This window comes from Persicobacter diffluens (assembly GCF_036244895.1).
GTDB classification, from domain to species: Bacteria; Bacteroidota; Bacteroidia; order Cytophagales; family Cyclobacteriaceae; genus Persicobacter; species Persicobacter diffluens.
On the sequence record NZ_BQKE01000002.1, the window covers coordinates 572,916 to 590,609 of the forward strand.

Below are 17,694 nucleotides of genomic sequence, written 5' to 3' on the forward strand. Positions count from 1 at the left end.
CTAAATTTGATTAGGCTTACCTGGCCTTCATTCATCTGATGCCAATAAGGCAAGTCGAAACAGCGTTTTTTCCTTCATTTTGTGACCATTCAGTTAAACGAGGCATTCGCATAGATCATTCAGACTAAAGAAAAAATGAAGTGAAATGCTGTGGCAAGTTTGAACTTTTCGACTAAATAACTTCAAATTTAAACGGATTCAACTGGGAGCTGAACAAATTCAAATAATATTTCCGATATTGCGCTTTAGATTTACCTCAATCAATAAATTCGGGTAAGCAAAATAAACTAGCGAAAGTGATTTTGAGCATGGCGGCATTTTTTTATTATTTCTTCCTTCTTCCGGTATCGTATTTACCGATGTTTATTTTATATCGATTTTCCGATTTCCTGTACCTTGTCATTCGTTTTGTATATCCCTATAGAAAAAAGGTGGTACTGGAAAACTTAAGAAATTCCTTTCCGGAGAAAAGCGAAAAAGAGATCCAGCGCATTGCCCATCAATTCTACCGCCATTTTTGTGACCTGATCATTGAAAGCATTGCACTCTTCTCCATGAGTAAAAAGCAAGTACTCAAACGCTTTAAAGCGAAAGATACCGCAGCCATAGAACGCCTTTACGATCAGGGGAAAAGCGTGATCATTACCAGTGGACATTATAATAATTGGGAAATGGCCGCTGTGGCGATGAATCCACAAATTCGCCACCAGGTGGACGGCGTATACACACCGCTATCTAATAAATTTCTAAACAGGGTATTTAAGGCTTCCAGAGAAAAATTTGGCGCACATCTCCGCCCCAAAAGTGATTGCAAAAACATGTTTGAGACCCACCAAAACCAATTGGTGGCCACAGGTTTTGGAACGGATCAATGTCCGGTACGACATGTTAAAAAAACCTATTGGACGAAATTTTTAAATCAGGAGACGCCGGTCATGTTCGGCACCGAAAAATACGCCAAACAATATGATTATGGGGTTGTATTTTTAAGAATTGAAAAAATCAAAAGGGGCTATTATCAATTCGAATTTGATTTGGTGGAAGACAAGCCACAAGATGCTCCCTATGGAAAAATCACAGAACGCCATGTCAGGCTTTTGGAGAAACAAATTCTCAGCGCTCCGCAATATTGGCTCTGGACTCACAAGAGATGGAAGCTTAAACCGGAAATGATGGAACATAACAACCACAAAAGCGCATAACCCAAAAATAAGCGCGGTTTCCCTCCCGAAAACCCACTCACGAAAATCTAATTCGGATATGTGATCAATTAAGCCCAATTTAGGGTTTTCAAGCTTTATCATGTATTGCTTATGTCAACATTAGATTTTCTATCAGCCGAAAATATAGCGCAACAAAAGATTCCTTTTTCCATCATGCCCAAGCCCGTGGGGCCGGTATGTAATTTAGATTGCAGCTATTGCTACTATTTGGAAAAGGACCGGATATACCCTGAAAAAGAGGGGAAATTGAAATCCTTCACCATGTCCGATGAGGTGCTGGAACACTTTATCCAGCAATATATTGCCGCCCAACCCGACCAGATTCCGGAAGTAACCTTCACCTGGCACGGGGGCGAACCCACACTGGCAGGCCTTCCCTATTTTGAAAAAATTATCGCCCTCCAAAAGAAATATGCCAAGGGGAAAAATATCAAAAACAATATCCAAACCAACGGGATGTTTATTGATGATGACTGGGCAAAATTCCTACACCAGCATGATTGGTTAGTGGGACTTTCCATCGACGGCCCCCAGGATCTACATGACCCCTTGCGTCCAACAAAAGGAGGAAAAGGTTCCTTTGAAGGCGCTATGAATGCGGTTCGTTTATTTAAAAAACACCAGGTAGAGTTTAATACCCTTACGGTAGTCAATCAACTGAATGCTCAACACCCTAAACGGGTTTACCAATTTTTAAAAGGCATTGGGAGTAGATTCATGCAGTTTATCCCCATTCAGGAAGTAGAAGCCCTGACCACCACAGAGGATTTGATTAGTCCCCAATTTCAGGGCGAAGTAAAACCCACCAAAGAAAGTGTGAAGCCGGAGGACTTTGGAAACTTTTTAATCACGATATTCGACCAATGGGTGCGTCAGGATGTTGGGCGCTATTTTGTACAGCATTTTGACATTGCGCTCTCCACCTATATGGGCTATCCGGCGAGTTTGTGTATTTTTAGCAAGTATTGTGGGCAAGCCGGGGCAATGGAACACAGCGGAGACGTATTCGCCTGTGATCACTATGTGTATCCCGAATACAAAATCGGCAATATCACCAAGGATGATTTACAAAAAATGATTCAAAGCCCGCAGCAAAGAGCTTTTGGAGTGGATAAATTTCAAAGCCTGTCTGAGGATTGCCTGAATTGCCAATATCTGAAAATGTGTTTCGGTGAATGCCCTAAAAACCGATTTGCCAAAACGGACCAGGGAGAGAAAATTGCCTATTTATGTGAAGGCTATTTTATGTTTTTTGAACATATCAGCCCTTACCTGAAGCAAATGAAGGAATTATTGGATCAGCAGCGCCCGCCGGCAGAAATCATGAACCTGATCAAGAAAAAACGGAAAAAATAATTTTGAAAGCCAAGTAATTGAAGCCGGATTTTTCATGCTTTAATCCTCGTTTGGCTGCCAGGAGCCTGTCGGATTTATACCAATTTAGCCCATTAGGTGAAATATTATTGGGGAGCTCAATTTTCATTCGAGGAAAATATCTTTCCAGTTCCCGCAATATAACCTTTAGAGCTAGTTTGACTTCAATGTAAAATCTAATAGCCAAAATAATATTTTGTGATTTTAGTAAAGTCAATTATAATCCGACAAGCTTAAATGAGAAAAAAGAAGGGATTTTTCTCGCCTAACACCTGAACCAGATTTCAGGCAGCATTAATCCGGCTTAAGACTCCTATCTTTTGGAAGAAAATCGCCGATTTCAACCACCAAAAAGAGGGCTCTACTCAAAAATATTAGTATTTTATAATACACTAAAAATTAAGGCATTATGAATCTTGGCGCATTCTCTATCAGTTTATCGGTTAAAAATCTCCAGGCCTCCAAAAACTTCTATGAAAAATTGGGATTCCAGGCATTTGGCGGATCTGAAGAACAGCACTATCTCATTATGAAAAACGGCAATAGTCTTATCGGATTATTTGAGGGCATGTTTGAAGGAAATATCCTCACTTTTAATCCCGGCTGGAATGAGAATGCCCAAAAACTAAACGTCTTTGATGATATTCGCGACATACAGGCTAAGCTTGAGGCGGCTGAAATAAATTTTAATAGTAAGGCAGAGCCATCCGCGAAAGGCCCGGCAAACTTCATGATTGAAGACCCGGACGGCAACGTCATATTAGTGGACCAACATTTTTAAATGATAGGGAGAACAGGCTAATGCTTCAAAAATAGAAAGCGATAAATAACAAATGATAAAGCATTAGACGCCAATCCCTCCTCAGGCAAATTTTTGCGAAAGATTAATAGGCCTCTCATTTTAAAAGGCAATTTATTGGCTTAATTGAATGATAAAATTAGTCAACCAAAATAGACCAAATAAAAGATGAGAAAATTATTATTCCTCCTCATGTTATTGCTCTGCTTCAACTTGCAGGCTCAGCAAAGCGATGAGGAGATTCTTTACACCCAATTCCGAAATACTTATAAAGTATACCAAATGCTTCGCCATGAAAATGGGCTTTACCATGACATGGTGAGAACAGATGGCCCAACGGACCGAGGCTCCTCTGCCAACATCGGTATGGGATTAGTGAGTCTATGTGTCGGGCACCAAATGGGATGGGAACCGGAGGCAGAAGCCAAAATTATTCATACTTTCAAAGCCGTACTGGGAGAATATGAAAACGGGGTAAAACTAGACCGTAATGCAAAAAATTGCTTCATCCACTTTTTCCATATAGAAAGTGGAAAGCCAATGGGTAAAAATTACAGTCCCATCGACACAGACTTAATGATCGGGGGAGCACTTTTCGCCAAGCGATATTTCAATGAAAGTAAAGAAATTGCACACTATGCTGACCTGCTTTGGAGCATGGTGGACCAGACTGCTTTCATTGCAGATACCGATGAAGGTAAGGTAATGCTCAATATGCTTAAAAATGGAGAAAAAGGTAAAAATAGCATTGGCCCCTATAATGAGTATATGATCGTAAATTGGATGGCCAAAAATCATGGCCCGGAGGGAAAAAAACTATGGAAAAATAGCTATGAGGATCCTCAACAATTAAAACGTGCGGTCTATATTACCAATGCTGGGGAGGAAATTCCGGTGATCTCTCCTTCCACGACTCGCTTTACCTCTATGTTTACTTTTATGTTTAATTTCATGTTCGTGCATGAGTTCTCCAATAGCGAAGCCTACCGTGCCGAAATGAAAAATGCCGCATTGGCCGACAGAGCATGGTGGCACGACCGGACGGAATTAGAAGCCAAAGGAAAGCAGCCTTATGAATGGGGAACCACCGCGGGAGTGGGGCTGAAAGCAGACAAAAACGGGCAAATCAAAGAATCTTACAGCGTAGATCGTATTTGCCTGAATGACAAAGTAGGCACGCAGGCAGATCAAAACCCTTACAGAAATGTGGCACCAAGTGCCATGGCTGGATTTTCTCCGGTTTTACCAGAGATAGTAGCAGCAGACTTAATTGCGCTATGGAAAGATCCCCGTAATGTCGGGAAAATGGAATTACCCAAAAGAGCCGGCATTTCGGATGGCGGAGATTATATTTTATGGAAATATTCCTACCATGATCTGAACTGGAAACCTCATAAAGTAGAGGGGGTAGATTATGGCTGTATGCTATTAGGCATGGCTGCACTTCCTCAGCATTTAGGGCCCGAATTCTTCAATACATTTAATGATTTCTTTAATCCTGAAAGGCCCGAATATACCCAGCCATGATTAAAAATATTTAGAAAAAAGAAGGTGTCCATGACACCTTCTTTTTTATCCCTCACGATGTAATCATTAGACAAAGGAAAAAATGGCTTGATTGCGAAAAATCACTGGAAACTTGTTTAAATACAATACAAATCAAAATGTTAGTTTACTTTTTCACCAGAGAAAACCATAAAAAAGAACAAAGCAAAATAAAAGGGGGCAAAACTGCCCCCTACTAAATGAATTAGGTTTACTGTCTTGTTACCCTAATCTTAACCTACTTCAAATTAAAAATCATATTTTAAAAATCATATTATTTCTGAAAATAAAACATAGGATTAACATAGCGTTAGAGATTACACAAAAGTACTGGTTTCCAGTAAAATCCTAAATTCGTTTAAAGCCTAACAAAGCGATTTCTTCCTTCCTACAAAAAGTCGTTTAGGATTAAGCCGGATTATTCATGCATAAACCCTCCTATAGCTGCAAGGCGGAAAAAAATGAAGGAATTTTTCCTATTTCGAGTTTTTTCCAACGAAACAGATGAATAAGGAGAAAGCAAGCATGCCCAAATTTGGGCTATTATAAATCAAAGAAAATAAATTGTAATGATCTGAAATTAAACCACTTACGCTCAGTTAATAAATATAGTGGTGAATAATTCGGAATAAGCTTCCATTCAAAAGCCGGAGAAAAAAAAGGCCTAAATGGCCAAAAAAAATACAAGAAGTGGAAAAAAGCCTAGCAGGTTTATTCTTATTATTAATGCAATCCCCCAATAAGCCCTATCGCCGAAAGCCGGGACTTGAATAATTTAGGCTTTCGGAAAGGCCGGAATCAATTAATTGTTTTCATTAATATTTTTAATTGTCTTTGAATAAACGCCCTTGGCCTGTTTATTTGTCTGAGGGTTTTCATTGGAGAGCTTGTGCATTACCATGAGATCTTCTTTTAACCTCTCCAGTTTATTTAACCTTCGATTCAACTCCATCAATTTATTTTGCAATATCCCCTCCAATCGACCAGACATTTCATTTCTGGAAACTTTACAGAATTTTACAAAAATTTGACGAGTATTGATGTTATCCTGGGTCTTTTTAATTTTGAAATCGGTCTCCAAAATTTGGGTCTCAAGGTTATTTTTCATGTCTCAGTTTCGGGTTATTCTTAACAAGGTAACCTTTTCTCATAAAAATAATGATCAAAACAAAAAATTTATGACCATCGCTTATTTATACCCTTTATTGGATAAATAAGTTTAATAAAAATAGATATATTTCGTTTTGAATCCTTCATTCATTTGAATAAATCTACTTGCGAGCAAGCGCACACTATTCCACTAAATCAAAACATCATCCACCGAAAAAACTTGCCTTTAGTCAGATATCTATCCGCAAATGCCTGCTGCTTCTTAAAGTCGGCTTCTAATAATTGTATTTCAGCCAGTAATTCCCTGATCTGCAACTGAAAAACGTCTTCCTCTGCCTGCAAATCACCTAGTTGCAATTTCATGCTTGAAAGACTCGAAGCCATCGTTTTTAATAAAAGGGCAATTTCTTCATCCTCCATTTTGGGCTTTCTAAATGAGTGCCGTCGACTATCAACAAATCTGTTGTAATCCACCACAAAGCTGTTATACAGACCAACCACCTCATTAATCCGCCCATTTACCCAAATCCGATTTTGAGATATTAAATAGGAAACCCACCTCGGGTGATCTCCTCCCATAGCTTTCATTCGCTTATAGCTTCCCTCTGCTCTTTTTAGCCTGTCATATTGTAAATAATCTACTAATGAATCCTGAAAATTGAAATAAGCCGCCTCATTTGCCCCACTATATTCCGCATGAATAAAATTAGCAACTGAAAGGGGCGCATCCAAAAACTGCCACATCGGATCAAAAGGAAAATGATCCGCAATAAACACGTCGGGATTTACCAAAAAATATTCTTCAGAATAAGACGGGTAAAAAGTACCCTCCATTACATAACCTGCCCCCCAGGTACAATCCACCAAATAAAAATGCCCCTCTATTTTAATCCCATTCCAGGCATGCCCCCCTCCGGGCGTGGATGGTTTCGAAAAACCCTCTATAAGGTAAGTTTCAAGCCCGACACTTTTCGACAAAGCATGAAAAAGAATACTAAAGTGTGCACAAACCCCTGACCGCTGTTTTAATACGTGCTTTAACAGCCTTTCCTCCGAATTACCATACAGGTAATATTCGAATTCAGTATCATACTTTATCTGTTGACAAACCCACTTATAAATTTGTAAGGCCTTATCTTCCTCCATCAACAAATCTTTTGTTAAAAAGTGGGCAATTTCATCGACTTGGGTTATGGAATCAGGAACAAAAACCAATTGACTTTCCTCAGTGGTGGCTTCTAACAAAAAATACCTTACCTGCCCCAAAACTTTAGAGGGAAATAGTATAAAATGAATGACGAAAAACAGCTTACTCATACCAACTTAAAACCATGGCCAATAAAAATACTCACCTATGCGGGATTTGAAATCTCAAAATTGACCGGCTTTTTCACCACCCGCTTCACTCTGTTTGAGGTAGAATATACCGCATAAATATAAACATGTACACTAACGCCCATTCCTTTTGGCAAATCAAAAGGATAATTTACTATACCATCTTCTGCATATAGCATTTGCATTTTATCAAAATCAAACGCAAAACAATCTGAAATATCATGTTCGGATATATAGAATTTCACATCCTTCCGAGATTTATCGAGAGATATTTGCAACACATACTCCTCCCTGGTATCCAGGTAATCAAAATATTTGACCTTAATTTGTGGAAAATCTTTTAACTCTTTTCCCTTCCGGTTATATTCTTTTAAACCGAAGCAGGGCCAATCTTCCTTATAGGATCCTTCGGCTTTTAATCGTCCTTTTTGATCGTACACCTTAAATGGTCCGTCTAACTTTCCTGCCCGATAATTTGACTGCTTATAGAGCTGTCCGTTTTCAAAGTAGTAATTACTCTCTCCGTGTTTTTCATTATTATGATAGTTCAGACTTAGCCGTAACTGACCATCTTTATAAAAATCTTCAGCCTTACCCTCTCTACTCCCCTCCACAAAATTAACCCTTGACCTGACTATTTTGGTTCCTTTATAATAAGCCACCTTTTCTCCATTTCTTAGAGGGGGCTTCTTCTTCTTTTGAGAAAGAATCGCCTCTGTCATCAATTGGCGTTTGACTTCTTCACAACTACTTAAGGTCAACAAACATATCAGAATAGCAGAAACAACTCTCATCGCAATAATTAATTAAAAACAACTTAATATTTAAATCAAATATTAATAAAAAAGCAATCAATAACAAAGCAAGTATAAAAAATAATAGCACTATCAACTCCCCTTTTTATTAAATTCCATCCTGTGCATAATTCACTTCTTTGGCATTATTCATTTTCAAAAAAAGCCCGGGATCATATCGAATGTTGTGCTTCGATATTCTGCCTTTTATTTAGCATATCGCTTGATAACGAACAATAGAACTTGGCGGTGCCCAATCAAGGCAACCTATGAACTTCCTGCAAACGTCCATCAGAGCGGCATCAGGGAATAATGAGATGAGTAAAGTGATACCCTTTTCAAATAGAGGGGCCTTTTCGTTGGGGGCTACACTCGCTCTGGCTAAAAAAATCCCAATTACGACCTGCTAAGTTTGAGATGCTCACCTATAAACTTAATGCCGGTGATTATCAGCTTCCGTCCTCGATATATTAATAGCCTCAATTTGGATAAGCTGACTCGTTCATTAATTCTTCTGCTACCTTGTGCAAAACTTGATATAGGAAAAATTACTTTCATTTTTTCCCGCCCGGCAACTTAATGAGGATTTAAGTAACTACAAACCGGCTTAAACCATCAGCAAATTAAATATCTAAAGAATGGACTAATTCACAATACAGCACATTAAGAAACCGCTCTCCCCTCTGAAATTTTGTGGCTTCAATCAAAGCCCCTAAGACAATAAAATGGGATTATAACCTTTTTCTCATTCGTTTTATTTTAAAACCCCTTCTTTAAACGCCATACTTGCAACCTAGTTTGTTTTTGCAACAATATTTCATTTAATGAAGAAGATTTACACGCTACTTTTGCTGGCGATTTGCTTATCCTGCCAGGAGGCAGAAGATCCCAAATTGGAGATTTTTAATTTCGAGTATGGCCGTGGTGGAGACGGACATGGAGATGATCGAATCGGCTATATAGGGGCTGATTTGCATTTTGCCGCTGAGGTTTACGCCGAAAAAAGAATGGATGAGGTGGTGCTTTCTATCATCGATCAAAACGGAGAAGCGGTACAAATATGGGATTACTCCGACAACTATAAGGGTATTCGAAACCCTCATATTCATGAACATCCGGTGATTTCAAATGAACTCCTGGCTGGTGATTACCAGATTCAATTTAAAATTTCAGATCAGATCGGTCAGCAAACTAAAAAGATGGGAGATCTTAAACTACTTTCATCCATGGAGCTGCAAAACATTGCGGTAGAAGGAGAAATTCTACCGGGAGAAGAGATCCATATTGCATTTGGCCTGCTATCGCTTTACCCTATAAAGGATGTAAATATTGAAATCATTTCATCTCTGGATGAAACCATCTCCAATCAATACTACAATTTCAGCCATGAAGATTTCAACTATCTGCCCTTTAGCGATAAAATGAAAATTGAAGAGGCCGATGCTACAAATGAGCCTTTCCACATCAAAATAACGGCAAACGACAAAGAAAACAACACCTTAATATATACTTACTCAGTAAAATGAAACAACTTTTCAAATTATTATTCGCCCTATTGATTATCGCAGGATGCTCAAAAGCCGACGAACCAACGGATGGGACCACTCCTCCAGAAGACAACAACCCTCCATTAGAAGATCCATCTTTCCTTGAATTTGAAGGAGTAAAGCTTGCCATCTCTTATTTTCATAATACCGAAATTGAATTGCGTAAGCCACATGATGACCGTGTGGATATATTATACGGCAGAGAACTGGGATACAAATTCAAACAGGAGACCTCAAAGCAAGTAGACTATATCGTAGTTTATGGGCAGAACCATGTTGAAACCATCTTCACTGGTCTGGACTGGCATATCAACCACTGGCACACTTACGAACCTGAAATAAGTATCTCTACTCAGGTGGACAATCCAACAGTGCCCAGCTGGCCTGGAGCTTTTATCGCTTACAGATCGAAAAACTCGGGCAACTTTTTTTATACCACCAATGAAGATCTGATCCACAAGAGACCGGCCCGTGAAATCAAGGAATTGGGTACTGTTAAGGAAAGTGTAAATCCTATTCATATTGATAACATCAATATGGAGGATTATTTTGGAATCGTGGATGCGGATAATCAGATTAAAATCATCAATGCGGAAACGGAAAAAATTTTGAAAACTTATGATCAGTTCAATGAAGTTTATTCGGCTGTCCGACATGCTAAAGTTTGGAACAGAAGTTTCGGGGTATTTGCTACTGACCAGGGATTATTGCGGGTGAAAATCATCGCAGACCAGGATGACCCGAATTATCCGGTATCTGAAGAGATCATTCCTTATCCGGAAGATTTTGGAAACACCAAATTTACCGAAATGCTGTACAGAAGAGAATCACGCGCTTTCCCGGATCCATACTTAGAACATGTATGGGGAATTGATCGCAACGGTACGATTTATAAAATCAATCCAGACCCGGAAGAAAACGAAGAAGTATTCCGCAAATTATATGAAGGGGATGCCATTGAAAGCTGGTACATGGATTATGAGCGCACCTTATTTTACATTTTAACGGAAGATCACTTGTTAACTTCTCATGAAGTAAAATCTTTCGGACAAATCGCCAAGGCACAATACAAAGGTGGTGAAAATGCTAAAATCGCTGCCAGTAAGAAATTCGTTTATGTGCATGCGGAGGGCGATGCTAAAATCGATCGATTCGATGCAGAGGATTTAGTACAGTATAGCCCTATCCAATCAGAAGAAGTCATCGCTGATTTTGGAGTTTACGGCAATGTAGAAGAGCATCCGATTGATAACCACTAACAAGTACAGATAAAATTTCATTATCCCAATGCTTAAAGGTCCGCTATTTTAGCGGGCCTTTTTTTAATTCATTGCCATAATTTTGGATCCCCTGCTCAGCCAAGCTAGAACCCGACTCATATTAAAATCTGCTAAGGCTCATTTTCTTCCTATTCGAATTGAGATGTTATTCTACCTCCTTCCGAGTATAAAATCCGGAGATACTATTAATGGAAATACTAAGCCCCTATCAAAGACTTTTGACTCCATTTCCACTACTCAATCAGTATCCTTACAATCCTTGCCTAGCGTATCCCCCACTATGCGCCAACCTTTTTCATTGAGAAGTTTATCTCGGGCTATTTTTGCTACTACACTGCAATAGTTTAGGCCCTCAGCACCCACTTCAATTTTTTCTATTATTTCTTGATTCGATAAGCTGATAAGCAATTTCTCATAATTTTGCGGACTCATCGCAGTGAAATCAAGGAAATGCCCCAATGGACTGCTATTCGAGGAATAGTCGTTCAAACTCCTGAAATCCCACTTGCTGATATCTCTATCAAAAGAATGTGCACCACAAAATATCCCCTCCATATTAGCCACCTTACCTACATTCCACTTACTGATATCTCCATTAAAAGAACTAGCATCACTAAACATCTTAACCATAGATGTTACTTGATCCACATTCCAATGACCTATATCTCCATTAAAGGAGCGAGCACCCCAAAACATCCTGGTCATATCGGTGACATTCCCCACATCCCAATTACTGAGATCACCGGTAAAGGAAGTTGTGAATGAAAACATTACAGACATATCAGATACATTCTCTACATTCCAACCACTAAGATCCCCATTAAAGGAACGAGCGCCGGAAAACATCCTGGACATGTTTGTTACACTCCCTACGTTCCAAGCACTTAGATTTCCATTAAATAAACTGTCTCCCCAAAACATCTCGGACATATCGGTTACATTCTCCACATTCCAGTTACTGATATCGCCAGTAAATGAACAAGCCTCTGAAAACATCCTAGACATATCGGTGACATTTCCTACATCCCATTTACTGATATCCCCCTCAAAGGAAGTAGCACCACAAAACATCCCGGACATATCGGAACACTCCCCCACCTCCCAACTACTAATATCTCCATTAAAGGAAACAGCGCTATAAAACATATGAGACATATCCCTTACATGCTTCACATTCCAGTTACTAATATCGCCACCAAATGACCTGGCGTATGAAAACATACCTGACATATGAGTGACACCCCCTACGTTCCAAGTACTGATATCGCCATTAAACGAACTAGCGCTCCAAAACATATTGGACATATCGATTACACTTGCCACATTCCATTTACTGATGTCTCCATTAAAGGAACGAGCAAATGAAAACATCTCGGACATATCCGTTACCTTCCCCACATCCCAGGTACTAACATCCCCATTAAAGGAATGAGCGTAAGAAAACATCCCAGACATAGTTGTGACATTCCTCACATCCCAATTACAGATTCCTCCGGTAAATAAACTAGCGCCATAAAACATCTCGGACATATTAGTGACCTGACTAAAATTGGGAATGTCCTCTGCTAAACTGACTAAATTAGATGCGCCCCGAAACATTCGATTAGTGCTGAACCATTGATTACCCCCCCATTGATCTACTGAAATAATTTTGTTAGGATTGATTACTCGATACCTCCAAATAGTGGGATTATCAAAATTGATTTGAGGAAAATGACCACTAATGCTAATTTGATATTGCCCTTCCTTACTATAGGTATGCCTAATGGATTCTAATTGATCACCTCCTCTGGCGACACTACTGCCATCCCCCCAATGAATAGTATAATTGGCTCCATTCATACCAGCACTTCCGTCAATATAGATCTCGAAATCCTTACTTTCCTCCGGAATCTCAATAGTAAATATAAAAGATCTTTTTTGTCCATAAACATCTACTTTTGTAAATATACATAGCACAAAAAAATGGATAATGAATAAATATTTATTCATGGAAATAATAGACATCTACTTTTGGTAATTTTAAAAATATTATTCAGCACTTAGCCTTAACTCAATATAAGTATAATTAATAATACAAGGGTTACTTAAGAGGGCTTTATTATAAAAGAGCCCATAAACAACCACTAATCAGATAATTTCAATTATTAATCCAAATGAATTAGAGATCCCTATTATGGCGGCGTATTTTCCCCCTCTCCATCCCCAAAAAAATCCGTCAATTCACAAAATTACAAGCCAGACAAATAGTTAATTTTTAACATAAACCCCATCTCGAGATATTATTCTGCCTCAATTTGCCAAATCCTCCTAAGGGATGCTCGCTTTAACACCACCTTAAATAAGGACAAACCTCAAACTAAACTACGAAAAACCACCATTAATAAATTTAAAATAACGCCTCCTCAGCAAAATTTAGCTCCTTACCGCCGCCCCCTCCACCTTGTAAGAAATACAGTATAATTTTTCTAATATTTCACAAAACGCAAAATCACTACCTACTTTTAATAAGTAGGATTTTTTTTGCGTTTTTGAACTTATTGATTTTCAGTAAATAGGAATATAATTGGAATTTTAACAATGTGTATTAAATTTGTTTTATTTATTAGCAATGATGTTGTATTATTGCAATATGTAATCCAATGATTTTAATCGATATTAATATGGAGGCATCTGGAAAATAGTCTTAAAAATGCTGTTCTCAAGCATTTAGATCCCTCCGTATCACGAATCATTAGAATACCATACCAATCTTAACCTAATACTTATGTTTAAAAACCTACTATTATTAGGGATGGCTATGGCCATTACTAATTTCGCCTATGCGCAAAAAAGGCTATGTGCCACAGAAGAAGTTCATGAACGTTTATTACAATCTGACCCAGACTTCGCCAGAAGACAAAACGAAATTGAAAATCTCACCCGTCGCTTTGAGGAAAACCCGGAGCAATTCAGAGTCTCCGGAGATCAAATCATTATCCCCTGTGTCATACATGTGGTTTACGCCAATGCCACCGAGAACATTTCAGATGCACAGGTACAGTCCCAAATAGATCGCCTCAACAAAGACTTTGGCGCCACCAATAGTGATTATGACAACACCCCTTCGGAGTTTCAATCGGTCAGATCCGGCGACACCAAACTACGATTCGAAATTTTGGAAATCAGAAGGTTCTCTGATAGTCGCGATACCTGGGGCACAAATGATGCCGTCAAATATGAATATCCGCCTGTAGAGCCGGAACGTGTTTTAAACATGTGGGTCGCTGATATTGGCGGAGGAATTTTAGGCTATGCCCAATTTCCCGGAGGAAGCCTGGCGACTGACGGCGTGGTAATGTCACCTCAATATTTTGGAGATGCCACTGCCACCGGAGGTAGCAATTTTTATCTTTCCGCACCATTTGATCGCGGAAGAACTGCCACTCACGAGGTAGGCCACTGGCTCAATCTACGCCATATTTGGGGGGATGGCAATTGCTCGGCAGACGATTTTGTGAGCGACACCCCGGTTGCGGGCAATCCCAACTATGGCTGCCCTTCTGCTGGCACGAACAGCTGCCCTTCCTCTCCGGGAAATGATATGTTCATGAATTATATGGATTATGTGGATGACGCCTGTATGTTCATGTTCTCTGCCGGACAAGATAACCGCATGCAGGCCACTTTTGCCAATGGTGGTGGCCGAGAAGGCTTTTTATTGGATCCGATTTACACTCCTGGCGGAGGTGGCGGAACGCCAAGCTGTTCAAATACTATCGAAAATTATCCTTATGCAGAAAGTTTCGAAAGCGGTTTAGGCGATTGGACACAAGGTAGCGGAGATGACTTCGACTGGACCAGAGATGCTTCCGGCACTCCATCTTCCAACACCGGACCCGCTTCAGCCGTGGACGGTAGTTATTATATGTATGTGGAATCCTCTTCGCCAAATTACCCTTCAAAAGTAGCGGAGCTATTAAGCCCATGTTTTGATCTGAGCAATCAATCCGCTGCCGTACTTACTTTCCAGTACCACCTGTATGGTGCCTCCAATATGGGGAATCTTGCTTTGCAAATATCGGTTGATGATGGAAGCTGGACGAATCTATGGTCGATTTCCGGCAATCAGGGAAATAGTTGGAATGAAGTCAGCTTGGACCTTAACAACTATTTGGGCAGTACGATTAAACTAAAATATGTAGGTACTACGGGAAGCACCTGGCAGGGAGATATGGCCATTGATGCTTTCGCCATCAGTTCTGATGGCAGTGGAGGCTCCGGAGGTTCAGGCGGAACTACTCTGGCGACATTAACCATCACTTTCGACAATTATCCCGAGGAAACCCGATGGGAAATATTAGAGGGATCGACCGTCATCGCCTCCGGAGGCACTTATGGATCAGCGGCAGATGGCTCTACTCTGGTAGAAGACATTGCTTTAGAAAATGGTTGTTATGATTTCGTAATTTATGACTCCTATGGAGATGGCATTTGCTGTTCTTATGGAAATGGTTCCTACAGCCTCACCGCAGGTGGATCAATATTAGCCTCAGGAGGGAGTTTTGGCTCCAGCGAAACCTCCAGTTTTTGTATAGACGACAATGCACGCGCCAGTCAGTACTCCGTACGTCAGGAAGGGGTTATTCCGGAAGGTTTTGCTGTATTTCCGAATCCAGCATTCACTACACTAAAAGTTTTTATGGGAAAACTGAACAATGCAAAATATACCCTGGTGAATACCTCTGGAAAAGTATCTAAAACAGGATCAATTTCAAATACTAATAATGAAATCAATGTTTCTGAATTAGAGCCCGGATTTTATATATTACGCGTAATAGAAAAAGATAATATATTAGTCAATAAAGTACTAATACTTTAGCTGTAAGCCGAATTATTGAACGCTAGATTTAGTAAAACGCCCTAAGAAACTCCATGCTAGCTCGTTGAGGTTGGTCTTTCTGAGTTCCTAATCGGCCCATTTTGAATAGGCTTACTTCTTCCTCCTTCGTGTGCTTCTTGGTAAATACTCAAAATAGGAAAACTCCTTTATTATCTCCGCCCTGCCGCAAAGAGAGAATTTAAACGTGAATAATTCGGCTTTAAGAACGAAAAGCTGCCTTTTGAAAAAGGCAGCTTTTTTGTATTTCGAATTGTCTACTTTCTTTTTACAATTTGAACCCCATAGTACAGAGCAGCAAATTCCCATGGAAAACAATATTTTCCGTTAAATATACCTTTAACACAACATTACTTCAAAAATCCCTGCGCACGCAAATCTTTCTGAATCTGCCCGATATCATCCGGAAATTCCCCGGTGATCAGCCAATTCACATCAAAACCATTATGAATAGCCGCATCCATTAAATAATGACTACTCCCGATCAGCTTCCCCAACTCTTCCAGTAATTCATGAAATTCAATCTGGTAATCCTCATGCAATCCCTTGATCAGCGTTAATATTTTATAAGCCCGCGCGATTACATAAACACAAAGCTTGTGAACTTTCCGCGGAGGTGCCTCCTGAATATTTACAATATTATTCCGCAGCACTTCATTGAGCATCAATAAATTCAAACGCACTTCCCCATATTTATCCTTAGTGGTTTTCACATGCTCACTTATTCTTCCACTGATATCCCGCATCCCCATCATCAGATAACCTGGACTATAAAAGGATTTGGTTTCATACGTTACCCTATCGATAATCCAATCCTCCATTTCTGCCCGACGGTCTTCGGAGCTATCTTCACTCACCAATTCAAAATGCAGTTTTCGCATCAAGGCCGGATCCTTTTTAATCAGCCGCAAGATCAGCTTATCTTTTTCTTTTTCGGGTAAATTGCTTAAAGCTTCCTTAAATTCTTTATCAATGGCCATGTTGTACAGAATGAAATTTTTCATCAATTTAATAAAAAACTTTCGATTTTGGCCAGCTATAGCGCATTCAAGGAAATGCACTCCGCGGCCATTGCAAAAAACTTACCTCCGGTTTATATTCGAGAATGAAATTCCTGCTTTACCTCCACCTGTTCTTTTTTGCGACTACCCTTCATGTGAGCACGAAGGCCTGTTCGTGCGAAAATTTAACCCCTGCTTTATTCAAAGAAATGCTGAAAGAAGCTGATTTCGGAATGGTCGTCAGGCCGATCGCCATCCTGAAATTTGATGAATCCATGCAGCCCGTCTTCCAAACCAAAGGAAAAGGATCGAGGGTGAAGGTAAGAGTCGAAAAATGGGTTAAGGGACAACAATCTATCGAAGAATTAATCTTACTGGTGGGTGAAATGGGATGTCCGGAGAGTTTGGAGGTTGATCAACAATACTTTGTTTTCGGAGATCGTATTACGGAAATAGTCGCTATTCGCAATCTCCTAGAAAATTCCAATCAATCAAAATACACGCAACTCCCTCCTCCGGCACCACCAAAACTAAAAGGGAACAGGCTTATTTTTTATCATCAGCCTTCACCCATGGATACGGCCCTAAATCATATTACCCCAAATCAACTGACGGTGCTTACGGATGCCTGCCGGATATTTACCATGGAAACCCTCCAAGCTTTCCTTGAACCCACAGAGCAGAAAGTCCAAAAACAAAAACCGGCTATGGATTAATATGGCAGCCTGAATTCCCGCTGTTCCCTTCAAGGAGAAATCAGGAAGCCCCAAAAATAAAAAAAGCTCTCCAGTGTTATGGAGAGCTTTG

At 39.8% G+C, this 17,694-nt stretch carries 13 protein-coding genes; 8 read left to right on the forward strand and 5 right to left on the reverse strand.

Annotation, left to right across the window (positions count from 1 at the left end; genetic code table 11):
* Positions 1-308 precede the first annotated feature (308 nt).
* The 4 genes from AAA970_RS16890 to AAA970_RS16905 all read left to right on the forward strand — a co-directional run bounded on the left by AAA970_RS16890 (position 309) and on the right by AAA970_RS16905 (position 4,923).
* Entirely contained in the window at positions 309-1,202 is an 894-nt protein-coding gene (locus AAA970_RS16890) for a lysophospholipid acyltransferase family protein (protein WP_338238066.1), read from the forward strand.
* Between the two features lie 111 nt (positions 1,203-1,313).
* The gene (locus AAA970_RS16895) at positions 1,314-2,579 is read left to right on the forward strand and encodes an anaerobic sulfatase maturase (protein WP_338238067.1); all 1,266 of its coding nucleotides are present in this window, start codon (positions 1,314-1,316) and stop codon (positions 2,577-2,579) included.
* 427 nt (positions 2,580-3,006) lie between these two features.
* Positions 3,007-3,378, forward strand: a complete 372-nt coding sequence (locus AAA970_RS16900; protein ID WP_338238068.1) for a VOC family protein — start codon at positions 3,007-3,009, stop codon at positions 3,376-3,378.
* 186 nt (positions 3,379-3,564) lie between these two features.
* A complete protein-coding gene (locus tag AAA970_RS16905) occupies positions 3,565-4,923 on the forward strand; it encodes a hypothetical protein (RefSeq protein WP_338238069.1) in 1,359 nt (452 codons plus the stop codon).
* Between the two features lie 820 nt (positions 4,924-5,743).
* Here AAA970_RS16905 and AAA970_RS16910 read toward each other — a convergent pair.
* The 3 genes from AAA970_RS16910 to AAA970_RS16920 form a co-directional block, all read right to left on the reverse strand.
* Positions 5,744-6,049, reverse strand: coding sequence for a hypothetical protein (locus tag AAA970_RS16910; RefSeq protein ID WP_338238070.1), 306 nt, complete (start codon positions 6,047-6,049; stop codon positions 5,744-5,746).
* A 197-nt stretch (positions 6,050-6,246) separates the two neighbouring features.
* Positions 6,247-7,368, reverse strand: a complete 1,122-nt coding sequence (locus tag AAA970_RS16915; RefSeq protein WP_338238071.1) for a transglutaminase domain-containing protein — start codon at positions 7,366-7,368, stop codon at positions 6,247-6,249.
* A gap of 35 nt (positions 7,369-7,403) precedes the next feature.
* On the reverse strand, positions 7,404-8,180 hold the full coding sequence (locus AAA970_RS16920; protein ID WP_338238072.1) for a toxin-antitoxin system YwqK family antitoxin: 777 nt from the start codon (positions 8,178-8,180) through the stop codon (positions 7,404-7,406).
* 824 nt (positions 8,181-9,004) lie between these two features.
* Here AAA970_RS16920 and AAA970_RS16925 point away from each other — a divergent pair.
* Together AAA970_RS16925 and AAA970_RS16930 are read left to right on the forward strand one after the other, a co-directional pair.
* Positions 9,005-9,706 (forward strand): DUF4625 domain-containing protein, encoded by a 702-nt coding sequence (locus AAA970_RS16925; protein ID WP_338238073.1) that lies wholly within the window; start codon positions 9,005-9,007, stop codon positions 9,704-9,706.
* Positions 9,703-10,986 (forward strand): hypothetical protein, encoded by a 1,284-nt coding sequence (locus AAA970_RS16930; RefSeq protein WP_338238074.1) that lies wholly within the window; start codon positions 9,703-9,705, stop codon positions 10,984-10,986. Before AAA970_RS16925 ends, AAA970_RS16930 begins: the two co-directional genes overlap by 4 nt.
* Positions 10,987-11,244: 258 nt before the next feature.
* Here AAA970_RS16930 and AAA970_RS16935 read toward each other — a convergent pair whose 3' ends face one another.
* Positions 11,245-13,014 carry a BspA family leucine-rich repeat surface protein gene (locus AAA970_RS16935; protein ID WP_338238075.1) on the reverse strand — a complete coding sequence of 590 codons (1,770 nt, stop codon included), beginning with the start codon at positions 13,012-13,014 and terminating at the stop codon, positions 11,245-11,247.
* A 760-nt stretch (positions 13,015-13,774) separates the two neighbouring features.
* Here AAA970_RS16935 and AAA970_RS16940 point away from each other — a divergent pair.
* Positions 13,775-15,868 carry a M43 family zinc metalloprotease gene (locus AAA970_RS16940; RefSeq protein WP_338238076.1) on the forward strand — a complete coding sequence of 698 codons (2,094 nt, stop codon included), beginning with the start codon at positions 13,775-13,777 and terminating at the stop codon, positions 15,866-15,868.
* A 368-nt stretch (positions 15,869-16,236) separates the two neighbouring features.
* On the opposite strand, the gene AAA970_RS16945 is transcribed toward AAA970_RS16940, so the two are convergent.
* A complete protein-coding gene (locus tag AAA970_RS16945) occupies positions 16,237-16,890 on the reverse strand; it encodes a hypothetical protein (protein WP_338238077.1) in 654 nt (217 codons plus the stop codon).
* A 101-nt stretch (positions 16,891-16,991) separates the two neighbouring features.
* Here AAA970_RS16945 and AAA970_RS16950 point away from each other — a divergent pair, with 101 nt between their 5' ends.
* Entirely contained in the window at positions 16,992-17,603 is a 612-nt protein-coding gene (locus AAA970_RS16950) for a hypothetical protein (RefSeq protein WP_338238078.1), read from the forward strand.
* Positions 17,604-17,694 lie beyond the last annotated feature (91 nt).